24 protein-coding genes are annotated in these 25474 nt (G+C 43.0%); 6 read left to right on the top strand and 18 right to left on the bottom strand.

The window, feature by feature from the left end; translation table 11 throughout:
• Positions 1-2: 2 nt before the first annotated feature.
• The 12 genes from AB4180_RS05240 to AB4180_RS05185 all read right to left on the bottom strand — a co-directional run bounded on the left by AB4180_RS05240 (position 3) and on the right by AB4180_RS05185 (position 10634).
• Complete coding sequence (locus AB4180_RS05240) at positions 3-968, bottom strand: type II secretion system F family protein (RefSeq protein ID WP_102249116.1); 966 nt, start codon at positions 966-968, stop codon at positions 3-5.
• Positions 969-977: 9 nt separating this feature from the next.
• Complete coding sequence (locus AB4180_RS05235) at positions 978-2429, bottom strand: CpaF family protein (protein ID WP_102249117.1); 1452 nt, start codon at positions 2427-2429, stop codon at positions 978-980.
• A 33-nt stretch (positions 2430-2462) separates the two neighbouring features.
• The gene (locus AB4180_RS05230; RefSeq protein WP_012604669.1) at positions 2463-3677 is read right to left on the bottom strand and encodes an AAA family ATPase; all 1215 of its coding nucleotides are present in this window, start codon (positions 3675-3677) and stop codon (positions 2463-2465) included.
• A gap of 24 nt (positions 3678-3701) precedes the next feature.
• A complete protein-coding gene (locus tag AB4180_RS05225) occupies positions 3702-4193 on the bottom strand; it encodes a TadE/TadG family type IV pilus assembly protein (RefSeq protein ID WP_029223094.1) in 492 nt (163 codons plus the stop codon).
• Entirely contained in the window at positions 4193-4621 is a 429-nt protein-coding gene (locus AB4180_RS05220) for a TadE/TadG family type IV pilus assembly protein (protein WP_102249118.1), read from the bottom strand. Before AB4180_RS05220 ends, AB4180_RS05225 begins: the two co-directional genes overlap by 1 nt.
• A gap of 2 nt (positions 4622-4623) precedes the next feature.
• Positions 4624-5892 carry a TadE/TadG family type IV pilus assembly protein gene (locus AB4180_RS05215; RefSeq protein WP_102249119.1) on the bottom strand — a complete coding sequence of 423 codons (1269 nt, stop codon included), beginning with the start codon at positions 5890-5892 and terminating at the stop codon, positions 4624-4626.
• A gap of 16 nt (positions 5893-5908) precedes the next feature.
• Complete coding sequence (locus AB4180_RS05210) at positions 5909-6178, bottom strand: hypothetical protein (protein WP_029223092.1); 270 nt, start codon at positions 6176-6178, stop codon at positions 5909-5911.
• Complete coding sequence (locus AB4180_RS05205) at positions 6168-7622, bottom strand: type II and III secretion system protein family protein (protein ID WP_012604674.1); 1455 nt, start codon at positions 7620-7622, stop codon at positions 6168-6170. Before AB4180_RS05205 ends, AB4180_RS05210 begins: the two co-directional genes overlap by 11 nt.
• Before the next feature lie 8 nt (positions 7623-7630).
• Positions 7631-8380 carry a Flp pilus assembly protein CpaB gene (cpaB, locus tag AB4180_RS05200; RefSeq protein WP_041472893.1) on the bottom strand — a complete coding sequence of 250 codons (750 nt, stop codon included), beginning with the start codon at positions 8378-8380 and terminating at the stop codon, positions 7631-7633.
• Positions 8373-9722: an AAA family ATPase gene (locus AB4180_RS05195; protein ID WP_102249120.1), complete on the bottom strand. Its 1350-nt coding sequence runs from the start codon at positions 9720-9722 to the stop codon at positions 8373-8375. Before AB4180_RS05195 ends, cpaB begins: the two co-directional genes overlap by 8 nt.
• Positions 9723-9759: 37 nt before the next feature.
• A complete protein-coding gene (locus tag AB4180_RS05190) occupies positions 9760-10290 on the bottom strand; it encodes a prepilin peptidase (protein ID WP_102249121.1) in 531 nt (176 codons plus the stop codon).
• A 173-nt stretch (positions 10291-10463) separates the two neighbouring features.
• The gene (locus tag AB4180_RS05185) at positions 10464-10634 is read right to left on the bottom strand and encodes a Flp family type IVb pilin (RefSeq protein ID WP_012604678.1); all 171 of its coding nucleotides are present in this window, start codon (positions 10632-10634) and stop codon (positions 10464-10466) included.
• 193 nt (positions 10635-10827) lie between these two features.
• Here AB4180_RS05185 and AB4180_RS05180 point away from each other — a divergent pair, with 193 nt between their 5' ends.
• Positions 10828-11577 (top strand): AraC family transcriptional regulator, encoded by a 750-nt coding sequence (locus tag AB4180_RS05180; protein ID WP_102249122.1) that lies wholly within the window; start codon positions 10828-10830, stop codon positions 11575-11577.
• 90 nt (positions 11578-11667) lie between these two features.
• Entirely contained in the window at positions 11668-13356 is a 1689-nt protein-coding gene (locus AB4180_RS05175) for an AMP-binding protein (protein ID WP_009847504.1), read from the top strand.
• Positions 13357-13403: 47 nt separating this feature from the next.
• Here AB4180_RS05175 and AB4180_RS05170 read toward each other — a convergent pair whose 3' ends face one another.
• Positions 13404-13595: a hypothetical protein gene (locus AB4180_RS05170; RefSeq protein WP_017096672.1), complete on the bottom strand. Its 192-nt coding sequence runs from the start codon at positions 13593-13595 to the stop codon at positions 13404-13406.
• 99 nt (positions 13596-13694) lie between these two features.
• Here AB4180_RS05170 and AB4180_RS05165 point away from each other — a divergent pair, with 99 nt between their 5' ends.
• Positions 13695-14600, top strand: coding sequence for a LysR substrate-binding domain-containing protein (locus AB4180_RS05165; RefSeq protein ID WP_102249123.1), 906 nt, complete (start codon positions 13695-13697; stop codon positions 14598-14600).
• 128 nt (positions 14601-14728) lie between these two features.
• Complete coding sequence (locus AB4180_RS05160) at positions 14729-14941, top strand: VF530 family DNA-binding protein (RefSeq protein ID WP_012604684.1); 213 nt, start codon at positions 14729-14731, stop codon at positions 14939-14941.
• Positions 14942-15144: 203 nt separating this feature from the next.
• Here the strand turns inward: AB4180_RS05160 and fusA are convergent, their stop codons facing one another.
• Both fusA and radA read right to left on the bottom strand, forming a co-directional pair.
• Entirely contained in the window at positions 15145-17232 is a 2088-nt protein-coding gene (fusA, locus tag AB4180_RS05155; RefSeq protein ID WP_009847514.1) for an elongation factor G, read from the bottom strand.
• Positions 17233-17466: 234 nt separating this feature from the next.
• Positions 17467-18846: a DNA repair protein RadA gene (gene radA / locus AB4180_RS05150; RefSeq protein WP_009847515.1), complete on the bottom strand. Its 1380-nt coding sequence runs from the start codon at positions 18844-18846 to the stop codon at positions 17467-17469.
• 161 nt (positions 18847-19007) lie between these two features.
• Here radA and AB4180_RS05145 point away from each other — a divergent pair, with 161 nt between their 5' ends.
• Entirely contained in the window at positions 19008-21356 is a 2349-nt protein-coding gene (locus AB4180_RS05145) for a PilZ domain-containing protein (protein WP_017096670.1), read from the top strand.
• A gap of 124 nt (positions 21357-21480) precedes the next feature.
• Here the strand turns inward: AB4180_RS05145 and serB are convergent, their stop codons facing one another.
• Positions 21481-22461 carry a phosphoserine phosphatase gene (serB, locus tag AB4180_RS05140; RefSeq protein WP_102249124.1) on the bottom strand — a complete coding sequence of 327 codons (981 nt, stop codon included), beginning with the start codon at positions 22459-22461 and terminating at the stop codon, positions 21481-21483.
• Between the two features lie 109 nt (positions 22462-22570).
• On the opposite strand from serB, the gene AB4180_RS05135 reads away from it, so the two are divergent.
• Complete coding sequence (locus AB4180_RS05135; protein WP_009847518.1) at positions 22571-23182, top strand: YtjB family periplasmic protein; 612 nt, start codon at positions 22571-22573, stop codon at positions 23180-23182.
• A gap of 276 nt (positions 23183-23458) precedes the next feature.
• Here the strand turns inward: AB4180_RS05135 and deoD are convergent, their stop codons facing one another.
• Together deoD and AB4180_RS05125 are read right to left on the bottom strand one after the other, a co-directional pair.
• Positions 23459-24178 (bottom strand): purine-nucleoside phosphorylase, encoded by a 720-nt coding sequence (deoD, locus tag AB4180_RS05130; protein ID WP_102249125.1) that lies wholly within the window; start codon positions 24176-24178, stop codon positions 23459-23461.
• Between the two features lie 65 nt (positions 24179-24243).
• A complete protein-coding gene (locus tag AB4180_RS05125) occupies positions 24244-25464 on the bottom strand; it encodes a phosphopentomutase (RefSeq protein ID WP_102249126.1) in 1221 nt (406 codons plus the stop codon).
• Between the last annotated feature and the right edge of the window lie 10 nt (positions 25465-25474).

The raw sequence follows: 25474 nt of genomic DNA, 5'->3' as shown, positions 1-25474 counted from the left end.
GGTTAAATCTCTATGCTGATGATTCGCTTAATCCATAGGGCTCCAATCGCTAAAAGTACGATACCAACACTGACCATTGAAACGCCGCGAGGGTCATTATAAAGCGGCTCAATATAATCTGGATTCGCCACTTTCAAAGCAAAAAACAAACCAAATGGGGATAAGGTTAATATCCATGCTGATAGCCGACTTTCAGCAGAAAGCGTTTTTATTTTCCTTTCTAGCTTAAAGCGAGATCTGAGAACTTCGGATACTTTTTGAAGATTTTCGGAGAGGTTACCCCCTGTTTCTTTCTGCAACATTACCGCACTAGAAAAAGCTAACATTGATACGGTGGGGACACGCTCAGCCATTTGTAAGATAGCCAAACGTAAATCGTAACCATAGTTAAGTAGGTTATAGGTATTTTTAAACTCGGCACCGATAGGGTCAGGGAGTTCTTCACCAACCTCATTGAATGATTGAATTAGCGGCTGCCCAGCTTGTAATGCCCGTCGGATAATATCCAACGCTTCAGGGAGCTGCTCTTCAAATCGAGCCATTCGATAACTCACTCGATTTTGCACATACAGGTAAGCAACAACCCAGACAGCAATGAATGCCGTTAGGCTAATGAACCACTCTTGTTGAGTCATTATTGATATCAGAGTGAGCGACACACCGCATAGAGCAACAATGAGTAAAAAGCGACTTAGCGAAACTCTAATACCGGCTAACTCCAACATCCGTTTTAAGCCAGCAAAATAAGGGATAATGATGAGCTTGCGATCTAATGGGGATAAGTCTTTATTATAATGCTCTTTGAGTAGCGATAAGCTCTCTTCATCGATATTACGTTGGGTCTCTTTCAAACGTCGAGAAAGCTCTTTATGCTTAGCTTTTTTCCCCGCAGCAGGCAGTAACAATGCTTGGGAGATAAAAAGCACCGCGATGAATAATAGGCCGAGTGAAACACTTACATTATCCATAATCTCTCCTTAACCATGAGTCTCAGTGAAGAGCTCGAAAGGCAGATCGAGTCCACGTTTAACTAACTGGTCATGATATTGAGGTACGATCCCCGTCGCAGTGAAATAGCCGATAATATTGCCATCTTCATCAATACCTTTACGTTGAAAACGGAAAATTTCCGACATGGTAATCACCTCCCCCTCCATGCCGTTGATCTCTTGAATACTCACCATACGGCGCTTACCATCTTCTTGTCGTTCCATTTGGACAACAAGGTGGATCGCCGAAGCAATTTGGGCTCTTAAGTTTTTGGTTGAAATGTTCCAACCAGCCATAGAGAACATGTTTTCAACACGGCTTAAGGCATCTCGGGGGGTATTGGCGTGAATAGTCGCAAGAGACCCATCATGACCAGTATTCATTGCCGCCAACATATCAACGGCTTCGCTACCACGCACCTCACCAACCACAATTCGGTCTGGTCGCATACGTAAGGTGTTTTTTACCAACTCTCTCTGACTAATCTCCCCTTTCCCTTCTAAGTTAGCAGGGCGGGTTTCTAGGCGAATAACATGGGGTTGTTGAAGTTGTAACTCTGCAGAGTCTTCTATAGTAATGATTCGTTGGTCTCGAGGGATGAAACCAGAAAAGATATTCAGTGTGGTTGTCTTCCCTGACCCCGTCCCTCCTGAAATCAAGATATTAAGTTCTCCTTTCACGGCAGCTTCGACAAACTTAGCCATTTGAGGCGAGACGGAGTCGTAGCTAATCAAGTTATCCATCGTCAAACGATCAACGGCAAAACGACGGATTGAAACGGAAGGACCATCAAGAGCCAAAGGAGGGATAATGGCGTTAACACGTGACCCATCAACTAAGCGCGCATCTACCATAGGTGATGCTTCATCTATCCGACGCCCTACCTGACTTACTATGCGATCAATAATGTTTCTCAGGTGACGGTCATCCAGAAAAGTGTATGGCGTTTTTTCGAGTTTACCCCTTCGCTCAACGTAAACACTTTTAGGGCCGTTGACTAATATATCGGAGACCGTTTGATCGGCTAATAGAGGCTCAAGCGGCCCAAGGCCAAAAACCTCATCTTCTATCTGCTTGATAACCCGCTTACGCCCTTCGGCACTGAGTGCATGGCTCCCATCGTCAGCCATCAATTGTACGATGGCTTCATGTAGGTCTAGCTTAGCTCGCTCTTTTTCCAAGCTTGAAAGCAACCCTAAGTCTAACGTTTCAAGGAGCTGCTTATGGAAAAAGTGTTTAATTGATAGCTCTTGCTCGAGAACTTTCCGAGCCTCATCAATCGCCTTTTCTTTTTCTACATGAGCTTCTGCACTGCGAGAGTGGCTAGACACCTCAACGCTTGATAAACGTTCAACAGGATTGGCATCTTCTGAATCATGCGAAATCTGTTCTACTCTTTTTGCAAACTCTGGATTTACATTTTTTCGTTTAAAGAACATCACAATCCCTCGCGTTTACTTTTTATCAACCCATTATGAAAACAGCTTTTTCAGCCACCCTTTCTCTTCCTGCTCTGGTGGTGAAAGAATGTGTGACAAATCGATAATAGAGCGAGTAATAGAACTTTTCTTTCTCGACTGAACTAGCGGTTGCCCCAAGTTGGCACTCTCTAATGCAACTTTGAAATCATTAGGCATAAGGTGTATGTCATGCTTACCTACCGCCTGTTCAATATCTTTTAATTTAATTGAGTGTCGCTTTTCATAACGGTTCAGAATGACCTCAATAGAATCACTTTGTAAGCCATACTCAAATTTCAGAGACTTAATGAGTCGACTTGTGTTTTTGACTGACACTAGGCTCTGTTGCAAAACAAGAAGCACCTTTGTTGCTGGTGATATTGCGGATGCAAACACATGGTCTAATCCTCTAGAGAGGTCAATGATCACATATGGGTAAAAACGGCGTAATATAGGAAGCAATCGGCCTATTTTCTGTGCCTGTTCAAAGTCATCAGCATTGTTCTCATGCTTAAAGCTTAGAACATGTAAGCCAGATTCGTGCTTATTTACCAAAGTTCCCAACGATATTTCATCTAGGTCATTCGAACTATTGATCGCATCCGAAACACTATAAGTAGGAACAATATTTAAATAATCAGGAATCACACCAAATTGAAGGTCGATATCAAGTAACAAAACCTCACCGGGGTGCTGACTGGCCATCTCAATAGCGGTATTCAACGCCAAGGTGGTCGCCCCCATTCCCCCCTTGGTGTTTAAAAACAGAATAAACTCACCGTAGCTTGAGTTCTCAAGCTTTTCGGCCGCCGTTTTCTTGAGCAGTGGGAGCAAATCAGAAAGCGTCACGTTGTGAGATAAGAAATCAGAAGCCCCTAGACGCAGCGCGATTTTTAATGAGCCATTGTCACTTTCATCACCGAGTACAACTAAAGATAAATCTTGTTCTTCTAGCGATAGATCATAACCCTGTAGCTCAACCATTTTTTGAGCCCAGTTGCCATGTGCTTCAACAAAAATAAGTTCTGGAACATCGGCACTTTTTAAGTACTCCTCACTCATTGCTCCGAGAGAAAATGATGTCACATGCACATTTCGACATTTCTTCAGCTCTTGGCTCATGTGTGAGAGAAAACCCTCAGTACTGTAGATCAACCAGACTTTTAGGTTTGTTCTCAAACGCGTAATATCGTTCTCATTAGGCGTAATTTTGATCGCTTCCCCCATACCGCTACTCCTGTATAAAATAACTTATGGACACCGATTCCGAGTTTCGGAGTCCGCCCTTACCACACCTAAACTTTCTGCAGGTAAGATGGTTTCAAATGAGGGAGCAGCCAAGTAACCACTCGTACCTAAAAAACTCAAATTATCAATTAATTGAATTCCGTACCCTGTCGCTCGTGCCCTTACAAATTTAATGCTACTAAAGACAGGATCCGTATCATAACCAGATGTAATTTCATTCCCACTCACATCTAAATATGCAACTTCCAAATTCGCCGCGGTAAAACCAACAAGAGGGAGATCAGCAACAACCATTCCCGCGATGTTGTCCCTATCAGCAACGTAGCAAACCGTGGCTAACCTTGCTGCCTTTCTGGTCGCTTCACTGACCATTTGAAGCGAAAATATGTAAGCACCCAGCGCTAAAATAAGGAAGACCAAGAGAAAGACTAGCCAAGACACTATGGTAAATTCGATAATAGCGATGCCTTTAATACGCCCTTTGTACCGTTTCATCACAACACCCTCATTATCGAAGAGACACTAATCGGAATAGAAAAGCTCGCCGAAGAAAACGGGATCGACACAAAGTGAGGAATATAATTGTAGGTCACACTCACACGTACATAGCTATCTGTATTCGGTGGGCTAATTGTCACGTCAGAAACAACTAAATTCGACAATATCGCCGTTCCAGCTGTGTTTTGACCATAAACCACCACATTCTGTATTTCTGACGACGGAGCCAGCGTTCCACCTTGGGTTCCATAGACTTCACTAACCGCATAGCGGGCGCCATTTTGAACGGATTTAGATATCACATTGTAGTGAATCATCATATTGCCCAGTTCAAGCACTAATATAAGGAAGAACAGCAATACAGGAGTCGCGATTACCATCTCGATAGCAGCAAAGCCACGATTAGATTTAATTAAAGGTTTCATAATCAAGACTCCCCACTATCAGGATCCTTATACAAAACAATCTTATAAGTTCCTTCCGTTGTTGATTCTGTACTACCTGAACCACCAACCACACTACAGGAGTGAATGAACTCACCAAAGACGGCTGGTGTACCTGAGTTATTAGTTGGTGCTTTTTGCAACAAGAAAAAACAACCAATTTTATTCACAGTAAAGTCAGTGGCACCGCCACTTTTACCTGTGCAATCCACCATAGGTATCGGTAAAATACGACGCCAAGCGACACCATTTGCTGCGCACCCTGAACCATTACTTGCTATACATGCGTTGGTATCAGCTTCATATTGCGCATAGGTATAAGTACCATCAAAATCGATATCCCCTGTACTTGCATCAATCGTAATCTCATCGCTAGGCTCTGTAGTTACGTAGTCAGAAGGGTAATCAGATGCCGTTAAGCCACCACCATAATCGCCAAAACGAGTATTCAAGCCATCGCCTGTTGGGCCAACCGTGCCGCCAGGTTTGGTCGTGATATCTTCACCAATTTTAACGGGTTGGTCATAACTACCACCTAACCCCTCTTTTATAGCCTTACCACCAGACCCAAAGTCTAATAAATGATAATTACCGTTACCCATTTCAGATAAGCTACTGTCACCCACCTTCAATGCATGGACAGTCCCGACTTCATAACCAAACACGCTCGTTATTGCATCGCCAGTAACGTCATGATATCCATCTTCAGGATCGACGTCGTTGTCCGAAGTTCCGTCACCAATGCAAACCCCAATAGGCACAACGTTATTGACAACCTCTTGCCCGGAGCTTGGCCCAGCGACGGCACTTGCTGAAACCTCTTTTACTAGTCCAAACATTTGAATAAAGAACTCATCCATATCCAACGAATCTACTCGAACGCGTACATATACATCATCGTCATCACCGAAGGTGGCTGTTCCAGTAAAATCCTGAGGATCGTTAGAGTAATCAATGTTTATGGAAGCGGTGGTAAAATCAATCTCATGATTCCCTGTTGACGCTGCCATTGCATTTAACGCAGTGCCTATTTCAGCATCCACCGCATCTTTGTCTTTACTATTGTCCAGTATGGTTGCTGCAGCTAACGCCGCTGAATCTACAGCATTTTGTAAGCGTGTTTTATTAACCAGCATATGGTTAACATCTACAGCCAACGCTGACACAGCTAAGAAAACAAGCAGAGCAGCGGTAACTAATACGACAACTAAGCCTTGCTGTTTTCTGGGACTTTTTGATACTCGATACAACATATGAGTACCTCCAGATTTAGTTAAATTCTTCTAAGATCTGGCTACTACTTCCAGACAGTTCGTTTTCACCTCTGCCTACATATCTATCGTAACCAGTCTGCATCCGCTCCCCTGTACCATCCGGTACCACGAGTAAATTCTCTTGGGTCGCATTAGGGTTATACGTTTGTTCTGTTTTTACGAGTGCTACCGAATGCCCTAAACGAGCATCATTAGCACAGCCAACTAACACCATTACGAGAAAGACCATCATTATTCTAATCATATCTATCTCCTTATAAATCATGTCCAAATGAGCCTTCGCTACCACCATCTGTTGGTGATATTCCCTGTGAAGCTTGAGATTGCTCTGAATCCGATTCAGACGGTTCAGCGATATAAGCGCTTCGACCTAATAAGTAATATTCCAGATCATTCGGGTCAACAAAGGCGTCTGTTGGTAACGTTACTTTACTTCGGTCAATAGGACTCGCAAGTCGAGGGGTGACAAGAATGACAAGTTCTGTTTCACCAGATACATACTCTTGACTATTAAAGAGTTGCCCTAAGATGGGGACATCACCAATACCCGGCATTTTGTTACTCACATCCCTAACATTCTCGCTGAGCAACCCAGCAATACCAATAGTTTGTCCGTCGGCTAGCTCAAGCGTCGATGACGCGCTTCGACGAGTAATTGGTGGGATAAAGTAGGTCGCATTGGTTGTTCCTGGGTCAATCGTTAACGAGCTGCTATTGGCAATTTCACTCACATCAACAGCCAAGTTTAGATTGATCTTTTTATCACTCAGAACCGTTGGGATAAATTTCAATCCAACTCCATACTCTTTATATTCAATCGTAATGCCATCTTCATCTGGCACAGGGATAGGGAATTCACCACCCGCTAAAAACTCAGCTTTAGAGCCACTTAATGCCGTTAAGTTAGGCTCAGCTAATACTTTCGCCACACCATTCTGTTTGGCTACATCCAGGGCGAATGTAAACAGGGTATTACTATCAATAAACGAGCCTAAAATGCCGTAATCAGTAGAGGTTGGAATATCAAAGATTGGCGTAGCCCCTAGAACACCAGCAGGAACTGACGACGCCCCCCAAGAAATATTCGATCCGCTCGTTTGGAAGAAGTGAAAGTTTGCATCAAATTTTCTCACCAAGCTTCTTTGAACCTCGGCAACCGTCACTTCCAACATAACTTGTTGAGCACCACCAATAGACATCAAGTTGATAACACCTGTCGCTGCAGCTTGCTCGCTACCACTTTCCTTCGATTCATCAGCCGTTTCACCCGAAGAGTAGGTTTCTGCTATTCGCATCGCTACATTCATTTGTTGCTGATTACTCACCTGCCCACTCAGCAGCAAGCGATTCTGGGCACTGTGCACCTCTATAGTTTCATCAGGAAGAAACTCATATAACTTCGCTTTTAAGCTATTAAGATCATGAGTGACTTCGATGTTGATCGATTCAATCAGCTGGCCACGGGAGTCCCACGCCATTAGGTTAGTAGCACCTAATTTTTTTCCGATTAAAAACAGCTCGCTCGATTTCAACATCACAATATCAAGTACATCAGGATCACCAAGCGACACTTTGCTCGCTTTCCCTGACAACACCACATGTGTTGATTTGTGATGAGGAACCGTTACCGTTTTACCCGTTTGTAGAGCAGCAAAGCTCAGTGTAGAGAAACAAACGAAGCTCAAAATACACGTTATTATTATTTTCATAACTCACCTCAATCCTTGACGCGAACACTAGATGCTTGAGTACCTTTAATGATCGTCACACTCGGCTTAGGTACGTATCGACGAACAACCTTTTTCTCAACTTCATGAGGGTTTCTCAGTGTCAGTTGAATACTGCCTTTACTCTTCGCTGTTAAAAGTTTTTCAGCATCTTTAGGTGAAACCTCTAATGTCACAGCTCGTACGATAATAGGACTGTTTTCATTCGTTTTTGCCGTTTGGTCTACTGCCAATACCTTGATATCTTTCAACACGGTACGAGTTGCTGCTGAGTTTTTGCTGTAAGAAACGGTGCTAAGTATGTCAACTTTATTACCTGGTAATAGAAAACCAGCCACACCAATAACGTCATCCACTCGTATTGTTACCGCACGTTTATTCTCAGGAATTAATGCAGCAAGCGTTGAGCCTTCTCCTGGAATAGTAAAACGCATTTTATGAAGCACTTCTCCAGCATAAATAGTATTGGCCACCACTTTGCCAACCAATTCAGAAGCATCGGAAAAATTATTTTCATTAATCCAATCAACTTCCATCAACTTTGTCGCTAAGAACTGTTCCTCAATAATGGTTCCAGCTTCAATTTCTTGTGATGCCACCACGACTGGATGACGCTCCACAGCTTCAACTTCAACGGTTGGTTGAACTTGATCTTCCATCCACTGCTTAGCAAAAAATACAGCCGCTAAGCCAAATACTACGGACAGTAAAAACAGTAGGAAAACTTGACTCTTATTCATTATTTTCTTCCTCGTGTCCATCAGAGGTAAAATAGACTTCCCATGCCATGGAAAGAATATCGAAGGTAATAACAGGCGGGAGTTGTTCAAACGAAAGAATATCTTTGCTTATACCAACGAGATCTTTCGGTAAACATGGGAAAAGTGGCACCTTAAGAAGCGTGTGCATTTGAGACAAACGCTCAAAGAATCCATCTTGAAGCTCTACTTCTTTATCAGCAACGACGCTCATCCATAAAGCTTCATAGTCTCGTTGGTTAAGTGGCTTGAATTCAATCTTGTAACCTAAACGACGCAAAAAGGCAGGGTCGCTTATTTTCTTGGGATTTAGATTTGTAGAGAAGGCCAGCGTTAATACAAATGGCATCGTTATCTGCTGACCATTAGGCAGCGACAAATAATCGAATGAGTACTCCATCGGTACTATCCAACGGTTAAGAAGCGCATCCACAGGCATGGGCTGACGACCAAGGTCATCAATGATAAAAATCCCATTGTTTGCCATCATTTGAACTGGTGCTAACCAGACTCGACTATTTTCTGAGTGATTGACTTCAAGCATATCCATCGTCAGTTCTCCCCCAACCTGGATATTGGGTCTTTCACAATTAAGCCAACGCTTGTCGTACTGATCTTTGAGGGAAATACTTTGATCGCTGCCGTTACTATCCAACGGTTTATGATGTTGCGCCGAAAACACCTTGATAATGTTACCCAGAGCATAGACAGCATAAGGGATAAATACAGAGGTATGTAAAGCATTCACAATACGGCTCGCGACAAATGTTTTACCCGTTCCTGCATGTCCATACAACAACAAAGCACGTCCCGAATTGATTGCTGGCCCAAGTACTGAAATCATTTTTTCGACACCATATACATCATTCAGTGCCGCCTCGACATGTGGCCGAGTTACTAACTCAGCTCTCAAGTCTTGTTGTTTTACCACCTCACTATATTGGGTAAGCGAAACCGGTGCGGGGCCTAAATAGGCATCACGCTTGAAAGCAAGATCCGCTTCTTCAAGCCCTTTTTCTGATAGTGAATAACGAACATGACTATGTGACACAGATGAGAGGGAAATATCAGAAGTAGGCTGAAATACCTCGATTAATGACTTCTTTCTTAAAACGGCTAAAGCACTTTCCACGATATGAGTCACAACACATAAATAATTAGAAAGCTCTAAAACATCCGATTTTGGGTAAGCCGACAAATGCTTAAGTACGAGATTTTCAATAACGACTTCAGGAACACCCAACATATCAAGAGATGTAGGGACGATTGGGGCTGAAATTTGTGGCTTCAAGGTTGTTGGAGCAGTACGCCCTATAATATCCATATATTATGTCTCCCCACAAAGCTAACCAACAACCGATTTAAGTAAAGTAGCTATACATCGCTAACCCTATAACAACAGAAGGAGCAAAAGGCATCGTTACTTTATTTGAATACCGAGTATGTAAATTAGCTGTTTTATCAATGACTGGTGCAGCTCCACCAAGCACAATTATCTTATTTTCAAAATAGCTTTTAATACTAAAACAGCTCGAGTTGGAGAGGTTGTATAGCAGGTAGAAAACCCCAACAACTCCAGAAGAAACCAAGATAAAGTACGATGCATCGAGTAATTGCCCCCACCCCAAATACATTCCTACAACACCTAATAACTTCACATCCCCTGCAGACATTGCTCTTAAAAAATAGAATAGCAATCCAAAACAAAAGAATACGACCGACCCAAATAAAGACATTAAGAAACTATCAAAGGTGTAACTGCTGTTAAACATTGATAAAAAATAGAAAAACAAAAAAAGAATCAATATTTTGTTCGGTATACGATGTTTCTCAACATCGTATACCGATACAGCAATTAGCAATGCCCAAAAAACAGAAGGCTCATTAATCATAATTTCAATTCATACGCTCGATATAATACTTTGAAATTTACTCACTAATGTCGTAGCCATTCCAGAGAAAATTAGCCCGACAAAAATTATGAGCGAGGCAGCACCAATGACATACTCAATAGTCGTTAACCCCTTTTGCTGTCTCACTCTCCGAGCAACCATGGCAGTAATCATTAAATACTGTTAATGATGTTATTAAGCTTAGCGGATAGGGCTGCCCCAAAACCAGTAAATATAGTGGTCAAGCCTAATACCAGTAACGCTGCACCAATTACATACTCGATAACAGTCAACCCTTCTTCATCTTTCATGAATTCTTTACAATTATTCAAAAACTTATCCATGAGAACCTCTCCTTGATTTACGTATCAGGCTTTGTTTGCCTGTAAAGTAAATCTAGAGGTGAGAGATATATTTGGTTAGGATTTTTTTGCCATTTACTTGCACTTTTTTGTGGTACTTCTAATCTAAATATAAAGCTTCATTAATTAGCCACTTTTAGACTAAAAGAGAATATGAAATGCATTGGGTATCTGTATGAAAATAGTAACCCCGTTATTATCGGATAAAGAGAGTGATTTCAACTCCGTTATTATCAATAAAATAAGTCACTATTTCTCTATTGCAAATTTCAAACAAGACATATCTATAATCAGTAACTTAGACGTCAGACTGGTATTTTTCATTTTGAATACCCCTGATAAAATCCAACTACTTACCATGGCTTTATCTATTTGCGAAAATTTGAACAAAAGAATTGTTATTATTTGCTCTGACCCGTTACCTAATATCGTTCGAAATCATAAGAATATATTTTTCATCATAGAAACAAACAGTAATCATCTGACCAGTCAATTCGAAGAGCTTAAGGCTAAGACACGGCATATGTTCGAGTCCCACTTCGATATCGACAGAGACACAAACAACAACAACCAGCTGCCTGTAAAAGCCTTCACATCCGAAGTCGTTAACTTTGTGATGGAGAACATCAACAAAGAAATCAGAGAAACAGAGATCGCCGAGAAATGTCACTGTTCAACCACCTATTTTTCTAAGAAGTTTCATCTACACTTTGGAGTAAGCTTTAGAGACTTCGTGTGCGATAAACGCATTCTACTTGCCAAAAAGTTAATCGAGGCAGATACCGAATCAAAAATTGCTGTCATTGCCTATCAATGTGGATACAAGGATGTGTCATATTTCTCGAGAATTTTTAAGAAACGGACTGGAGTAACGCCTGCAAGTTACAGGCGAGCCTGCACAGATAACGGAAAACAAAGAACATAAACGCTAATTTTACTCCCTAAAAGAAAAAATCATGGTACATTTAACATGATTTTAACAAAAATAACTTAGCGAAAAACATGGAGTTAGACAATGATTCAGCCTAACGAGTTTAGCCAAGAACAAGCAACAGCTCTCCCTACACCCAATGACATGATTTTAAAATGGGCAGAAGAACGCCCAGATGAAGTCTACTTAAAGCAAATTATTAACCGCCAATTTGTTGAGTTTACTTATAAAGAAGTGGCCGACAAAGCACTGAAACTGGCGTCAGCATTAGAAGGACTCGGAGCCCAACCCGGTGATCGAGTCGCTCTCGTATCGAAAAACTGTGCAGAATGGTTTATCTGCGATCTTGCCATGATGTTAGGAGATTTTGTCAGCGTCCCAATCTTTCCAACAGCGGGTGCCGATACCATACAGTACTGTATTGAACACAGTGAAAGTAAAATTGTGATTGCGGGTAAACTCGACGATCCTAAGGCCACTCAAATAGTACTGGATGATAATCCAAACTTGGTGAGTATCTCACTTCCCTACGATAGCGCAGCGAAGTGCCAACATACTTTCGAACAACTCATCGATACCCATGAACCCTCAACCAAGCGTCCTCAGCATCACGATGATAAAGTAATGTCGCTTGTTTATACTTCGGGTACATCAGGGCTACCAAAAGGCGCGATGCTCACATACGGCGCCTTTACGTGGTCAGTTCAACGGTTGATCGATCATATTGGTATCCAACCCGGCGATCGCTTGTTCTCTTATCTACCGCTTGCCCATATTACAGAACGCGTTTACATCTTTGGCTCATCGGTAATGGGCGGTATAGTCACTGCTTTCCCGGAGTCTTTAGATACCTTTATTGATGATGTGAAAATGCATCGCCCTACTCTATTTATTTCAGTTCCTCGCTTATGGACTCTGTTCCAGCAACGAATCCAAGATAAGCTTCCGCAGAAGAAACTGAATTTCTTACTTAAGATTCCGTTTATCAACAACATCATTAAGAAGAAACTGGCTGATGGCCTAGGGTTAGATCAAGCCCGCGTTTTGGGATGTGGTTCAGCTCCGGTATCACCGGCTCTACTCGCATGGTATGAGAGTGTTGGCCTACACATTACCGAGGCTTGGGGAATGACTGAGTCTTTCGCCTACAGCACGATAAATCACCCGTTTAGAGCCGACAAAATTGGTACTGTGGGTAATGCTGGTCCGGGCATCGAACTCAAAATTGCAGAAGATGAAGAAATTTTGGTTCGAAGCAAAGGTATGTTCTCTGGTTATTACAAAAATGACATAGCCACCCAAGAGTCTTTTAACTCTGAGGGATGGCTTCATACTGGCGATATTGGTGATATCGACAGCGAGGGCTACCTAACGATCCGGGGACGTAAAAAAGACACCTTTAAAACTGCGAAAGGTAAGTTTGTGGCTCCAGTGCCAATCGAAAACAAACTGTTTGAATACAGCCGCGTAGAAATGATGTGTTTGATCGGCTTAGGCTTACCTGGTCCTATCCTACTCGTGGTACCGCATGACTTCCCTAATTTTGATCGGGCTCGTTATGAAAGAACAAGTAAACGTGTCATTGAAAAAATGAACGAACAGTTAGCCTCGCATGAGAAGATCAAAGGGGTACTGATGATTAAGGAACCGTGGAGCATCGACAACGGTGTACTTACCCCTACTCTCAAGATAAAGCGACATATCCTTGAGCAGAAATACCATGAAATCGGTCATAACTGGCCGAAAGATAAATTAGTGGTTTGGGAAGAGTAATCAAAACCGAGAGGGAGCCATTACGGCTCCTTTTTCATAAGCTCAAGTTACAAGTATTTAGTGTAATCAGCCGCATCATTACGTTCATAGTCCAAACCGATATCCTTTCTCATCCGATCGCTCAAAGATTCCGAGCTAATAACTTGTCTTGATTTAGCCGCCTTACTATTCTTTTTTTTATCATTAACTTGAAAAATATAAGTAACTAATCTGCCAATCCAACAGGTCATTGCTTTCATTTTATCTCTCTTGTTTTTCCTATTAATTTGTCGTTATTATGGAAATAAGCAGTTCGATAAGCGAACAACCATTATTAACAAGGACTATAAGCTGAGGTTATGGATAATAGACTGCGTCACCTTTCAGGCCTCCGTTACTTTGAAGTTGCGGCACGCTTGCATAGCTACAGTAAGGCAGCTGAGGAACTGTTTGTTAGCCAAGCAGCCGTCAGCCAAAAGATTCGCCAACTAGAAGAACAGGTTGGATGTAAGCTTTTCATTCGTAAGGGGCGTGTTATGGCCTTAACACATGAAGGGCGCACACTTTTCAAACATGTTTCTGATGGGTTTCAAGAGGTATTGCTAGGTTTAAACAAGATCCAGTCTGAACCCATTCAAGGTCTGCTTGTTGTTAGAAGCCCTCCTTCATTTGCTTCACGTTGGTTACTACCACGGCTTTGGAAGTTCTCGGTAAAGCACCCAGAGATCCCGATCAAAGTGCTAACAGGCTGCGATACCCCAAATTTAAAACACGGTGAGATTGATGTGGCTATTCGACAAGGTGAAGACCTATGTGTGGAAGATGGTTTAACTCTTGAGGTACTAATCAACGAACCTATCTATCCTTTTTGCTCACCAGAATTAGCAAACTCTCTTATACTCACCTCACCAGAACAGCTACTTAAATGTTGGTTAGTTCAATTCGAGGGGGGTTGCTTCCCTTGGGAAAGTTGGTTTAAACAAGCGAATGTTCCGATGCAAGACAGTTCTATTCAATGGATGGAAGTAGGTACTTTTGATATGGGATTAACGACAGTTATGGCTGGTCATGGAGTTTGCCTTGCAACAGACAGTTTAGCTGGTGACTTCATTGAACGCGGCTTGTTAGTAAAGCCATTTGATATAGGCATGACGCCTGGCGTTCAAGTAAATCTATGTTTTGACCCTAACTCGCCTAGAGAAGTGCGTATAACGGCATTTACCAATTGGTTACATGAAGAAGTAAATGAGATATTGGAGAACTAGCTCTTGTCTTTCAACTCCTGAAATAGGCAGTTCTTCAATAACTAAACACAAACTACCAGCTTAAATGGTCTGATAATTCATAAAGCGAAACTGGTATACTTAGCTCAAATAAATGGCGAGAACATCTCATGACACAAGACAATAATCCACTGCACGGTATCACTCTACAGAAGCTACTGACTGAATTGGTTGAACATTACGGTTGGGAAGAGTTGAGTTACATGGTGAACATCAACTGCTTTAAAAAAGACCCGAGCATTAAATCGAGCTTAAAATTTTTGCGTAAAACAGATTGGGCACGCACCAAAGTAGAGCAGATTTACATCGACTTAAAGCGTTAGTCTCTCCCTGCTTTATCAGTCCCGTGTTGAATAAATACGGGACAACCACTGTGTCTACTTTTTAGGGGCTACATCAGCACCTCGCACCTCGCACCTCGCACCTCGCACCTCGCACCTCGCACCTCGCGGTATATTACAAACAATAAAAAGCCCCGCAAGCTTTCACTTGCGGGGCTTTTTTAGCTAATTTAGAAAAGGGCTAATTACTTACCAGCTTCTTTTTCTGCTTTAACTTTTGCAATCACTTCGTCAGCAACGTTAGTTGGACATGGTGCGTATTGCGCGAATTCCATAGAGAATTGGCCACGACCAGAAGTGATAGTACGTAGGTGACCGATGTAGCCGAACATCTCAGAAAGAGGTACGTCAGCTTTAATACGAACACCAGTAACGCCAGCTTGTTGATCTTTGATCATGCCACGACGACGGTTAAGGTCACCGATAACATCACCAACGTGATCGTCTGGAGTGAACACGTCAACGTTCATGATAGGCTCAAGAAGTTGCGCGCCAGCTTTAGGCATAGATTGACGGAATGCGCCTTTCGCTGCGATTTCAAATGCGATAGCAGATGAATCGACTGCGTGGAAGCCACCATCGAAAAGTTCAACTTCAACGTCTAGCGTAGGGAAGCCAGCTAGTACGCCGTTATCCATCATGCCAGCAAAGCCTTTCTCAACTGCAGGCCAGAATTCTTTAGGAACGTTACCGCCCACAACTACTGAGTTGAACTTGAAGCCAGAACCTGCTTCACCTGGTTTGATACGGTAATCGATCTTACCGAATTGACCAGAACCACCAGACTGTTTCTTATGCGTGTAGCTATCTTCAATTGCTTGAGTGATAGTTTCACGGTAAGCAACTTGAGGAGCACCAACTGTTAGGTCAACGCCGTAAGTACGCTTAAGGATATCTACCTTGATGTCTAGGTGAAGCTCACCCATACCTTTAAGGATAGTTTCGCCAGTTTCTTCGTCAGTCTCAACTTGGAAAGATGGATCTTCTGCAACCATTTTACCGATCGCGATACCCATTTTCTCAGAACCGCCTTTATCTTTTGGAGATACAGCGATAGAGATTACTGGAGTTGGGAAAACCATTGGCTCAAGCGTTACTTGGTCTTTTGGATCACATAGAGTGTGACCAGTTTGAACGTTCTTCATACCAACGATCGCAATGATGTCACCAGCTTGTGCGCTAGTTAGTTCGTTACGGTCATCAGCTTGCATCTCAACCATACGGCCAACACGCTCAGTTTTACCTGTGAATGAGTTAAGGATCGTGTCACCTTTGTTCAATTTACCAGAGTAAATACGAACGAAAGTTAGAGCACCGAAACGGTCATCCATGATTTTGAACGCAAGCGCTTTGAAAGTTTCTTCAGTAGAAACGATAGCGTGGTTGCCTGTTTCTTCGCCGTTCTCATCCATTAGAGGTTGAGGATCAACTTCAGTTGGAGAAGGTAGGTAATCTACTACAGCATCAAGGATAACTTGCATGCCTTTGTTCTTGAACGCAGAACCACAGAACGTAGGGAAGAATGCGATATCACGAGTACCTTTACGGATACAACGTTTGATGTCTTCGATAGAAGGCTCTTCACCTTCCATGTAAGCTTCCATTAGGTCATCGTCTTGCTCTACAGCAGTTTCGATTAGCTCTTCACGGTATTGCTCAACGTCATCAACCATGTCCGCAGGAACATCTGTGATTTCGTAGTTTTCAGGAAGACCAGTGTCATCCCAAACGTATGCTTTACGGCTTAGAAGGTCTACAACACCCACGAATTCATCTTCGCGGCCGATTGGTAGAACCATAACTAGAGGAGTTGCACCTAGAACGTTTTTAACTTGGTCAACAACGTTGTAGAAATCTGCACCCATACGGTCTAGTTTGTTAACGAAGATCAGACGAGATACTTCTGATTCGTTAGCGTAGCGCCAGTTAGTTTCTGATTGTGGTTCAACACCACCAGAACCACAGAATACACCGATACCGCCATCAAGTACTTTAAGAGAACGGTATACTTCAACTGTGAAGTCAACGTGTCCAGGAGTATCGATAACGTTTAGACGGTGACCGTTCCAGAAACAGCTTACAGCTGCTGATTGGATAGTAATTCCGCGCTCAGCTTCCTGTTCCATGAAGTCAGTAGTTGATTCGCCATCATGTACTTCACCAGTCTTGTGGATCTGACCAGTTAGCTTAAGGATACGCTCAGTGGTAGTTGTTTTACCCGCATCAACGTGCGCGAAAATACCAATGTTTCTGTATTTCGATAAATCTGCCATTGTCTTACTCTGTTAATAGGATATAAAATGCGCGCAGAGTATATCACAATCTGTGAGGACTGATAGCTTTGCATGCATTTGGGACTAAAAAAATTTGCCTTTTTCTAACATATAGAAAAAGGCAATCTGAAGAAACAATCTAAATGATTGTTAAGTTTAGTGCTAACTTAAAGCGAAAATAGCGTTTAAGTTAGACTGAATTTCTGCTGTATAGAGTAGCTGAAGTGAGCTCAATTACAACTCATCAAAAGCATTAATTGCTTCCGATAATTTTTTCACACCGTGGATCTGCATTCCTGGAATGCCACCTTTAGGCATGTTAGCCGCTGGTACAATGGCTCTCTTGAAGCCGTGTTTAAACGCCTCATTTAAGCGCTCTTGACCGCTCGGTACAGGTCGAATCTCACCAGCAAGGCCTACTTCGCCAAAAACCACCACATCTTTTGGCAATGCGCGGTCTCTGAAACTCGAAAGTAAAGCCATTACCAATGCAAGATCAGCACTGGTTTCGGTTACTTTAACACCACCAACGACATTCACAAACACATCTTGGTCAGCCATTTGTAAGCCGCCGTGTTTATGCAGCACGGCTAGTAACAATGACAGTCGATTTTGCTCGAGACCAACAGCGACACGACGCGGGTTAGCCAGCTGCGAATAATCCACCAGCGCTTGGATTTCAACAAGGAGTGGACGCGTTCCTTCCCAAACTACCATCACTGAACTGCCTGAGGTTTCTTCTTCACCACGAGACAGAAAAATAGCCGATGGATTGCTAACTTCTTTTAGCCCTTGCCCTGTCATAGCAAACACACCTAGCTCATTCACTGCACCAAAACGGTTCTTGTGGCTGCGCAAGGTTCTAAAACGACTGTCCGTTCCGCCATCTAACAGCACCGAGCAGTCAATAATGTGTTCAAGTACTTTTGGTCCCGCTAAGGTACCGTCTTTAGTTACGTGTCCCACTAGGAATACGGCAACGTTGTTCTGTTTCGCATAGCGCGTTAATGCGGTTGCCGATTCGCGCACCTGAGCAACACTGCCTGGAGACGATTGAACATCAGCGACATGCATAACTTGGATTGAATCGATAACCATGATCTTAGGCTGCTCTCTTTCTGCAACCTGACAGATTTTATCAACATTGGTTTCAGAGAGCATTTTGAGATGCTCTTTTGGTAACCCTAATCGAGATGCTCGCATCGCAACTTGTTGAAGAGATTCTTCGCCAGTGACATAAAGTGTCGGTAACTGGGAAGAAAGCTGACACATAGTCTGCAATAACAGCGTTGATTTACCGGCACCAGGGTTACCACCAATAAGAATCGCAGCGCCAGGTACAACACCACCACCAAGTACACGATCAAGCTCTTTGAAGCCACTACTAAAGCGCGGGACCTCTTGCAAGTCGATTTCCGATAGCGTTTGAACCGAAGATTCAGTTGCACCACCAGCGTAACCACTTAGTCGTTCATTGCGCGCGACCTGAGGTGAAGCGGCTAACCTAACTTCTGTAATCGTGTTCCAAGCACCACATGCATTGCACTGCCCTTGCCAACGTGGAAAATCAGCACCACAGTCATTACACACATAAGCTCGCTTTGCCTTAGCCATAAAACCTCAATAATTTGCTTGGTAACGGGTAAATGTTGCTATTTTGTGACCCCGTTGACCGTACAGGTGAAAATAAAAGTTGCAGTAGGGCCACGAATACCTAAAGATCAAATACAACTCGTCGATAACAATAACGCACCATCCATTCTAACAAGAAAAGTATGCAGCAATCTGAAATTCTATCTGTAGCAGAACGACTTATTCCGGCCTACCATGCCGAAGATTTCGAATTCCTTCTTTCTCAAATGACAGAAGGCGAATCGCCGTCTCTAAAACTGCTCGTTAAAATGGAACTGAATCGTATCATGGCTCCGTGCACAAAGAGCATTGATTTACGCGGTCGTATTGATAATGAATGTCATCAATTCACGCTAGACGAGCGTAAACATTGGCTTGATGACATAGCTTTGAACGCGTATCAACGTGGTACTAAAAAATTTAAAGGTTATACCGAGGGCGTGTGGGAGTTAGTGATGACTCCTCGCATTCAACCTCTTCGTAATATTGTTAAAACATCCTCTCAAGATGACCACGATATCACTAACGCTGATAGCCCCTATGAAGCAGAAGCCATTAACCTCGGTTACGATTTAAAACGCAAAGAAAACAGGCTCAAGATTAGCTCACAGGTTGAAATCACCACACCAAAAGGACAAAGCCTACATGGTGTGACAGTTGATATTTCTCCGTCGGGTGCAAAGTTCAAGGTACCAAGGGCGTTTAAATACAACCTAGGGGAAATCATCAGTGTTAAATTCACTGAGCTTGTTGAGAAGTCACTAGAAGCCGATGTTAATGAGGCGGTTGAATTTCGTATTCTGGGTATTGATGAATCCTACGAGAACAATGCAGTCAAATTTTTAAGATGCATGAGAATCAGCGATACAACGAGTGTGGCTCGTTTACTCGATGAATCTCTAAATAGTGTCAGCAAGAAAACCAGCCATGAGAATCAAGATAGGCTCATTCGAACGCGAACTCGCGGTATTGAACACACCTATCTAAAGTACACCTGTAATCTCCCTCTATTCTTCAGTGGTAGTGAGTTGAAGCTCGCGCTGCTCACGGATAACAATCATCCCCAATGGCAATACTGGCATGATGAGCGTAACCAACAGGCTCTGGGTACTTTGTTCAACGAACAACGTATGAACTTACTCGCTAAGCCTGGCGTGAAGGGAACCAGTAACGTTATCTACTCTTTTACCCATGAACATAAAAATAAGACCTTGTTCTACTCGATGATGCTGCCTGAAGCTTCTCGTGAAGAGAGGCAACTGTTCTGGCACATCGGCGGTAAACGTAAAAGTTGGAAGGCGTTCAAATTCTCGGTTTTCGAATTATCCGACTCTGAGCGACAAGCCTTAGCTGAGCATTCAGATACGCTTGCTCAAAGCTCAGCGCAACTGACTCATTGCGGTATCTTGCAAGAGATCGGTGATCATGAAAGTGCTGCCGATTATCTATTAAGTGAAAAACCACGCATTCCAAGCAGTGACCTTAATCGCTTTCGTCATCCGCGAACGGTGGTGGGAAACATTCAAAGTATCTACTTTGATTCCCAAAGTCGTCGTAAAGAACCGAGATATAGCTTTAAATCGCCAATTCAACTCACATCACAAGATAGCCCAACAATAAATGGACACACTGTAGACATATCAAAACGTGGCCTAAGCATTACCCTTGAACACCCAATGGTACTCAAGATTGATGATCCTGTTGTGGTGAATTTCAATGAACTGCAACTCTATGATAAAAACTTGCCATTAAGCACAGTGCCTTACCACGTAATTCGTGTAAGCCCGAACGGTTGCAACGTTCAATTGGTTATCACTGAGAATGCAAAAACAATGCGTACCATCGCATTCCTCAATGGGCTTATCGATCAGAACCAAAGTAAGCTAAATAAGAAGCAAGAAATACTGCCCACCGATTCACTGCTTAAATCACTGCACACTGTTTTGCTTAACAAAATGGTCAGCAATCCAATTTTCATTGATAAGCCGGGCTCAACGTTGCGTTGTAAGCTCATTGGTGTGAACTTCCCGCTGAACAAGCATCTAGCGTTACTCGCTAAACTTGGGCACAACCAAAAGTTTTCACTGGAACCGATTTTCAAAGGTCACTCTAATTCACTATTAGCTGAGCCACTGAAAAGAATTGAAGGTGCAGAGCCAAAACATCATGACGTATACATTGCTGCGATAAAGTTTGGTAACAAGATTCAATCTGTACATACGAAGTTGGTGAAAGACTTTGCATCTACGAAAGAACGTATTTCTTTCATCAAGAAGGCACAAGATCTGGGTGATGTGTATGTACTGCGAGTCACTACCGCCCCTATCTTTAATCCATTAACCAGCTTGTTCCAATCAGACTTAGCCGAGCTTTCGCGCATCAGTATGCACCAAGCGAAGAAGTTAGAGAGTGAGGTCACCGCTTTTATTGGTTATGGTGAGATAGAAGACATTACCGATGAAGTATTGATTCGATTGGAACTCTCGCACTAAATAGCCAGATCAACTTACCGGTTGTCGACTTATCGGATTTAAAAGTAGAAAAAGCAGGCTCATCACCTGCTTTTTTTGTCTCTACGTCGCTATACTAATCAACTAATAGTATTAGATACGAAACCTAAGGTTTGGCTTGCCAGCTGATTTTTTGCTGCTTAGCTAATACACCTGACAAGATACAAAGCACCCCACCTAAGCCAGCATAACGCACAGCAGTTTGTGCCTGTTGTTCAACTTTCGGTTTTGCATGGTAAGCAATCCCTAAACCGGCAGAACCCATCATAACCAAGTCATTGGCACCATCACCCACGGCAACGGTGTTATGCAGTTCCAGTTCATACTCTTCAGCAAGTTCTACCAAGATATCCGCTTTGGTCTGTGCGGAAACAACATCGCCTAATACTTCACCCGTCAATTTACCATTGACGATCTCTAGCGTGTTTGACTGAGCGTGGTCAAGATCAAGCGTATCTTTCAGGTAGTCTGAGAAATAAGTAAAACCACCCGATGCAATCGCCGTCTTCCAGCCAAGTTTATTCAGAGTATTCACTAGCTCAACCAAGTCTGGCATGAATGGTAATGACTGGCGCACTTGCTCTAAAATAGTTTCATCAGCGCCTTTCAGTGCTCCTACTCGTTGGCGTAGGCTCTGTTCAAAGTCAAGCTCGCCTTGCATCGCACGCTCTGTGATTTCAGAAACTAACTCTCCGACTCCTGCGAGCTTTGCTATCTCATCGATGCATTCAATTTGAATTGCTGTGGAGTCCATATCCATCACGATCAAACCTGGCTTAGATAAGTCTGGGACCTCGCTAAGGCAAGCATAATCAAGCTTCAGTGCTTGTAAAATTTCTTCGTGTGCAGGGGTTAAGTTCCCTGACATCAGTGCCACTTCATAATGTCCCACCTTCCACGTATCGAGGATGGTGTTGTAGGTACCAGTGAAAAAGTCGATGTCATCGAATGATTGTGGAGATAGGTACTCACCGAACACAATCCAATTGGCTTTAGATTTAGCGAGTTGAGAAGCGAAACGTGTCTCGGGGAGTCGGGTTAATAATGTCGTATGCCTTTTAATCGGCAGATATTTCTGAGCGTCCATGTGTATGATTCCTAATTAACTATGCTAAACGTTAACCTATTGCAATTTGAAAACGCAAGTCTCAATATGTCTTAATCATAACATTTGTTTATTTCAGGCTTCGTGAAACATGAATGAATCATTGTTCTCAATACGTAACGCTTTACGAGTATTAGCCCTAATTTTGTTGGCTGCTATGTTCGTGGTAACCATTAAAAACACAGTAGTGATCAGTAAAGGTAATGAGAAGATCCAAGCAAAACAGTTGGAAACGCTGACCAAACTACTGATCTCACAGGCATCACTTTCAGCCAGTAAGATGATCACTCAGCAAGACCAAGAGCGCCTGCTAGAGCTCACTAACCAACTCTCTCAGGATCGATTGGTATTTGATACCACCATCTACGATGCAGAAGGGATTCGACTGGCTTCGAGTGAAAAAGCGCTCTCGGTACGCGAGGTTCTTGGCTTAGACACACCTCTTTCAACGGCAAGTATCGGCAGGCAGCAACTCGTTGAACCTATTTACTCTCCAGAGAGTACGATCATTGGCTTTATCCGCGTGACTTTTGAGACAGGAAAAATGACAGCTATTTCTGATCATCACTACCGTAAGAGCGATCGCTACATGATCGGTATGGTCTTAATGGGATTTGTCAGTGGCGTGTTGTTCATCATGCTTATTCGTAAAAGAAAGGCTAAGTCTGGGGAAAACTGGCTGCTTAAAAATGTCAGCTCTTAACAGCTTATACCAATCACAGTAAGTAAGTGATCAGAAATAGCGCAGGAAAAAGGCTTGAGAACAAGGCGTGATTTTCTGATAAGTAGTTATTCTACAATCAAAAATCACAACGCAGTTATCGAGTGTTTTAACTAGCTAGGCTGACCAGTTATTTACTACGATTGGTATTAGTTTAACAAATTCAATAAAAAGCCCCGAAGCTCAGGCAGCAACGGGGCTTTTGTTATCTATTAAACTTTGCGGTATCTATTAAGCTTTTTGAAATCTATGAGCTGATTAGTCTTGGTCACCAAGCAGCACAGAGTCTAGTGCGATAACCATCATGTCGTTGAAAGTCGTTTGACGTTCATCTGATGTGGTTTGCTCACCAGTTTTGATGTGATCAGAAACAGTACAAATAGTCAGAGCTTTTGCACCGTATTCAGCACACACACCATAGATGCCTGCCGCTTCCATTTCTACGCCGACAATGCCGTATTTATCCATCACTTCGAACATCTCTGGATCTGGCGTGTAGAACAATTCAGCCGAGAACAGGTTGCCAACCTTTACATCAACACCACGCGATTTTGCTGCATCTTCCGCTGCACGTACCATTTTGTAGTCTGCGATTGCGGCAAAGTCATGACCTTTAAAGCGAATACGGTTCACTTTAGAGTCGGTACATGCACCCATGCCGATAACCACATCACGTACTTTGATATCTTCGCTCACAGCACCACAACTACCAACACGAATGATCTTTTTCACACCAAAGTCTTTGATCAGCTCTGTCGCGTAAATAGAACACGATGGAATGCCCATACCGTGTCCCATTACCGAAACCTTACGACCTTTGTAAGTACCGGTGTAACCAAACATGTTGCGAACGTCGCACACTTCAACCACTTCTTCTAAGAAGGTTTCAGCGATGTATTTAGCACGTAGCGGGTCACCTGGCATGAGAACTACGTCAGCGAAATCACCCATTTCAGCATTAATATGTGGAGTAGCCATTGAAAATATCCTTAATCTCAAAACAAAAAAAGAAGAGAGAGGCTTCCCTCTCTCTTCGTTAACTATTATAGAAAGCTTGTACCGTGTCCCATTGGCGATGTGCCAAAGTAAGACGCTAAGCTTTGACCAATATCAGCGAAGGTATCACGACGGCCTAGAGAGCCAGCAGGAACCTTGTTTCCGTAAACAATCACAGGGATATGTTCACGAGTATGGTCAGTACCTGGCCATGTCGGATCACAACCGTGGTCAGCAGTTAAGATAAGTACATCATCTTCTTTCATCATATCGATGATTTCATTGATACGGCCATCGAAGTACTCAAGTGCCGCTGCGTAACCTGCAACGTCACGGCGGTGGCCGTAAGCTGAGTCGAAATCAACGAAGTTAGTGAACACGATAGTGTTGTCGCCCGCTTCAGTGATCGCTTCTTTAGTTGCTTCAAATAGCGCAGGAATACCTGTTGCTTTCGTTTTCTGAGTAATACCACAACCTGCGTAGATATCAGAGATCTTACCGATTGAGTGAACGTTACCGCCCTTCTCATCAACCAACTTCTGAAGAACTGTCGCCGCTGGCGGCTCAACAGAAAGGTCACGACGGTTACCAGTACGTTCGAACTGACCTTTACCTGGGCCAATGAACGGGCGCGCAATAACACGGCCGATGTTGTAGTCTTCTAGCTCTTCACGAGCAATCTGACAAAGGTCTAATAAGTTCTGTAGACCGAATGTCTCTTCATGACATGCGATTTGGAAAACAGAGTCTGCTGAAGTATAGAAGATTGGCAAGCCACTCTTCATGTGCTCTTCACCTAGGTTATCTAGGATTTCTGTACCCGATGAGTGACAGTTACCTAAGAAGTCAGATAAACCTGCACGCTCAAGGATGCGGTCAGTCAGTTCTTTTGGAAAACTGTTTTCTTTGTCGGTGAAGTAGCCCCAGTCAAACAGTACCGGTACACCTGCGATTTCCCAGTGACCTGATGGCGTGTCTTTACCAGAAGACAGCTCAGCAGCGTGACCGTACGCGCCAATGATCTCAGCGTCTGCGTTCATACCAGGAGCAAAGCGACCTGTAGACTCTTTGTGAGCCATAGCTAAACCTAGCTTAGACAGGTTTGGCAGCGTTAGTGGACCTTTACGATCCGCATTGTCTGCAAGACCTTGATCACAATGGTCAGCAATGTGACCCATAGTGTCTGAACCTACATCACCGAATGTGTCCGCATCTGCTGTTTCGCCGATACCGAATGAATCTAAAACTAAAATAAATGCTCTTTTCATTTTCTTCACC

It is taken from the genome of Vibrio sp. 10N.286.49.C3 (genome assembly GCF_041469545.1).
Classification (GTDB): Bacteria; Pseudomonadota; Gammaproteobacteria; order Enterobacterales; family Vibrionaceae; genus Vibrio; species Vibrio tasmaniensis_A.
This window is presented reverse-complemented; position numbering and strand designations above follow the sequence as displayed.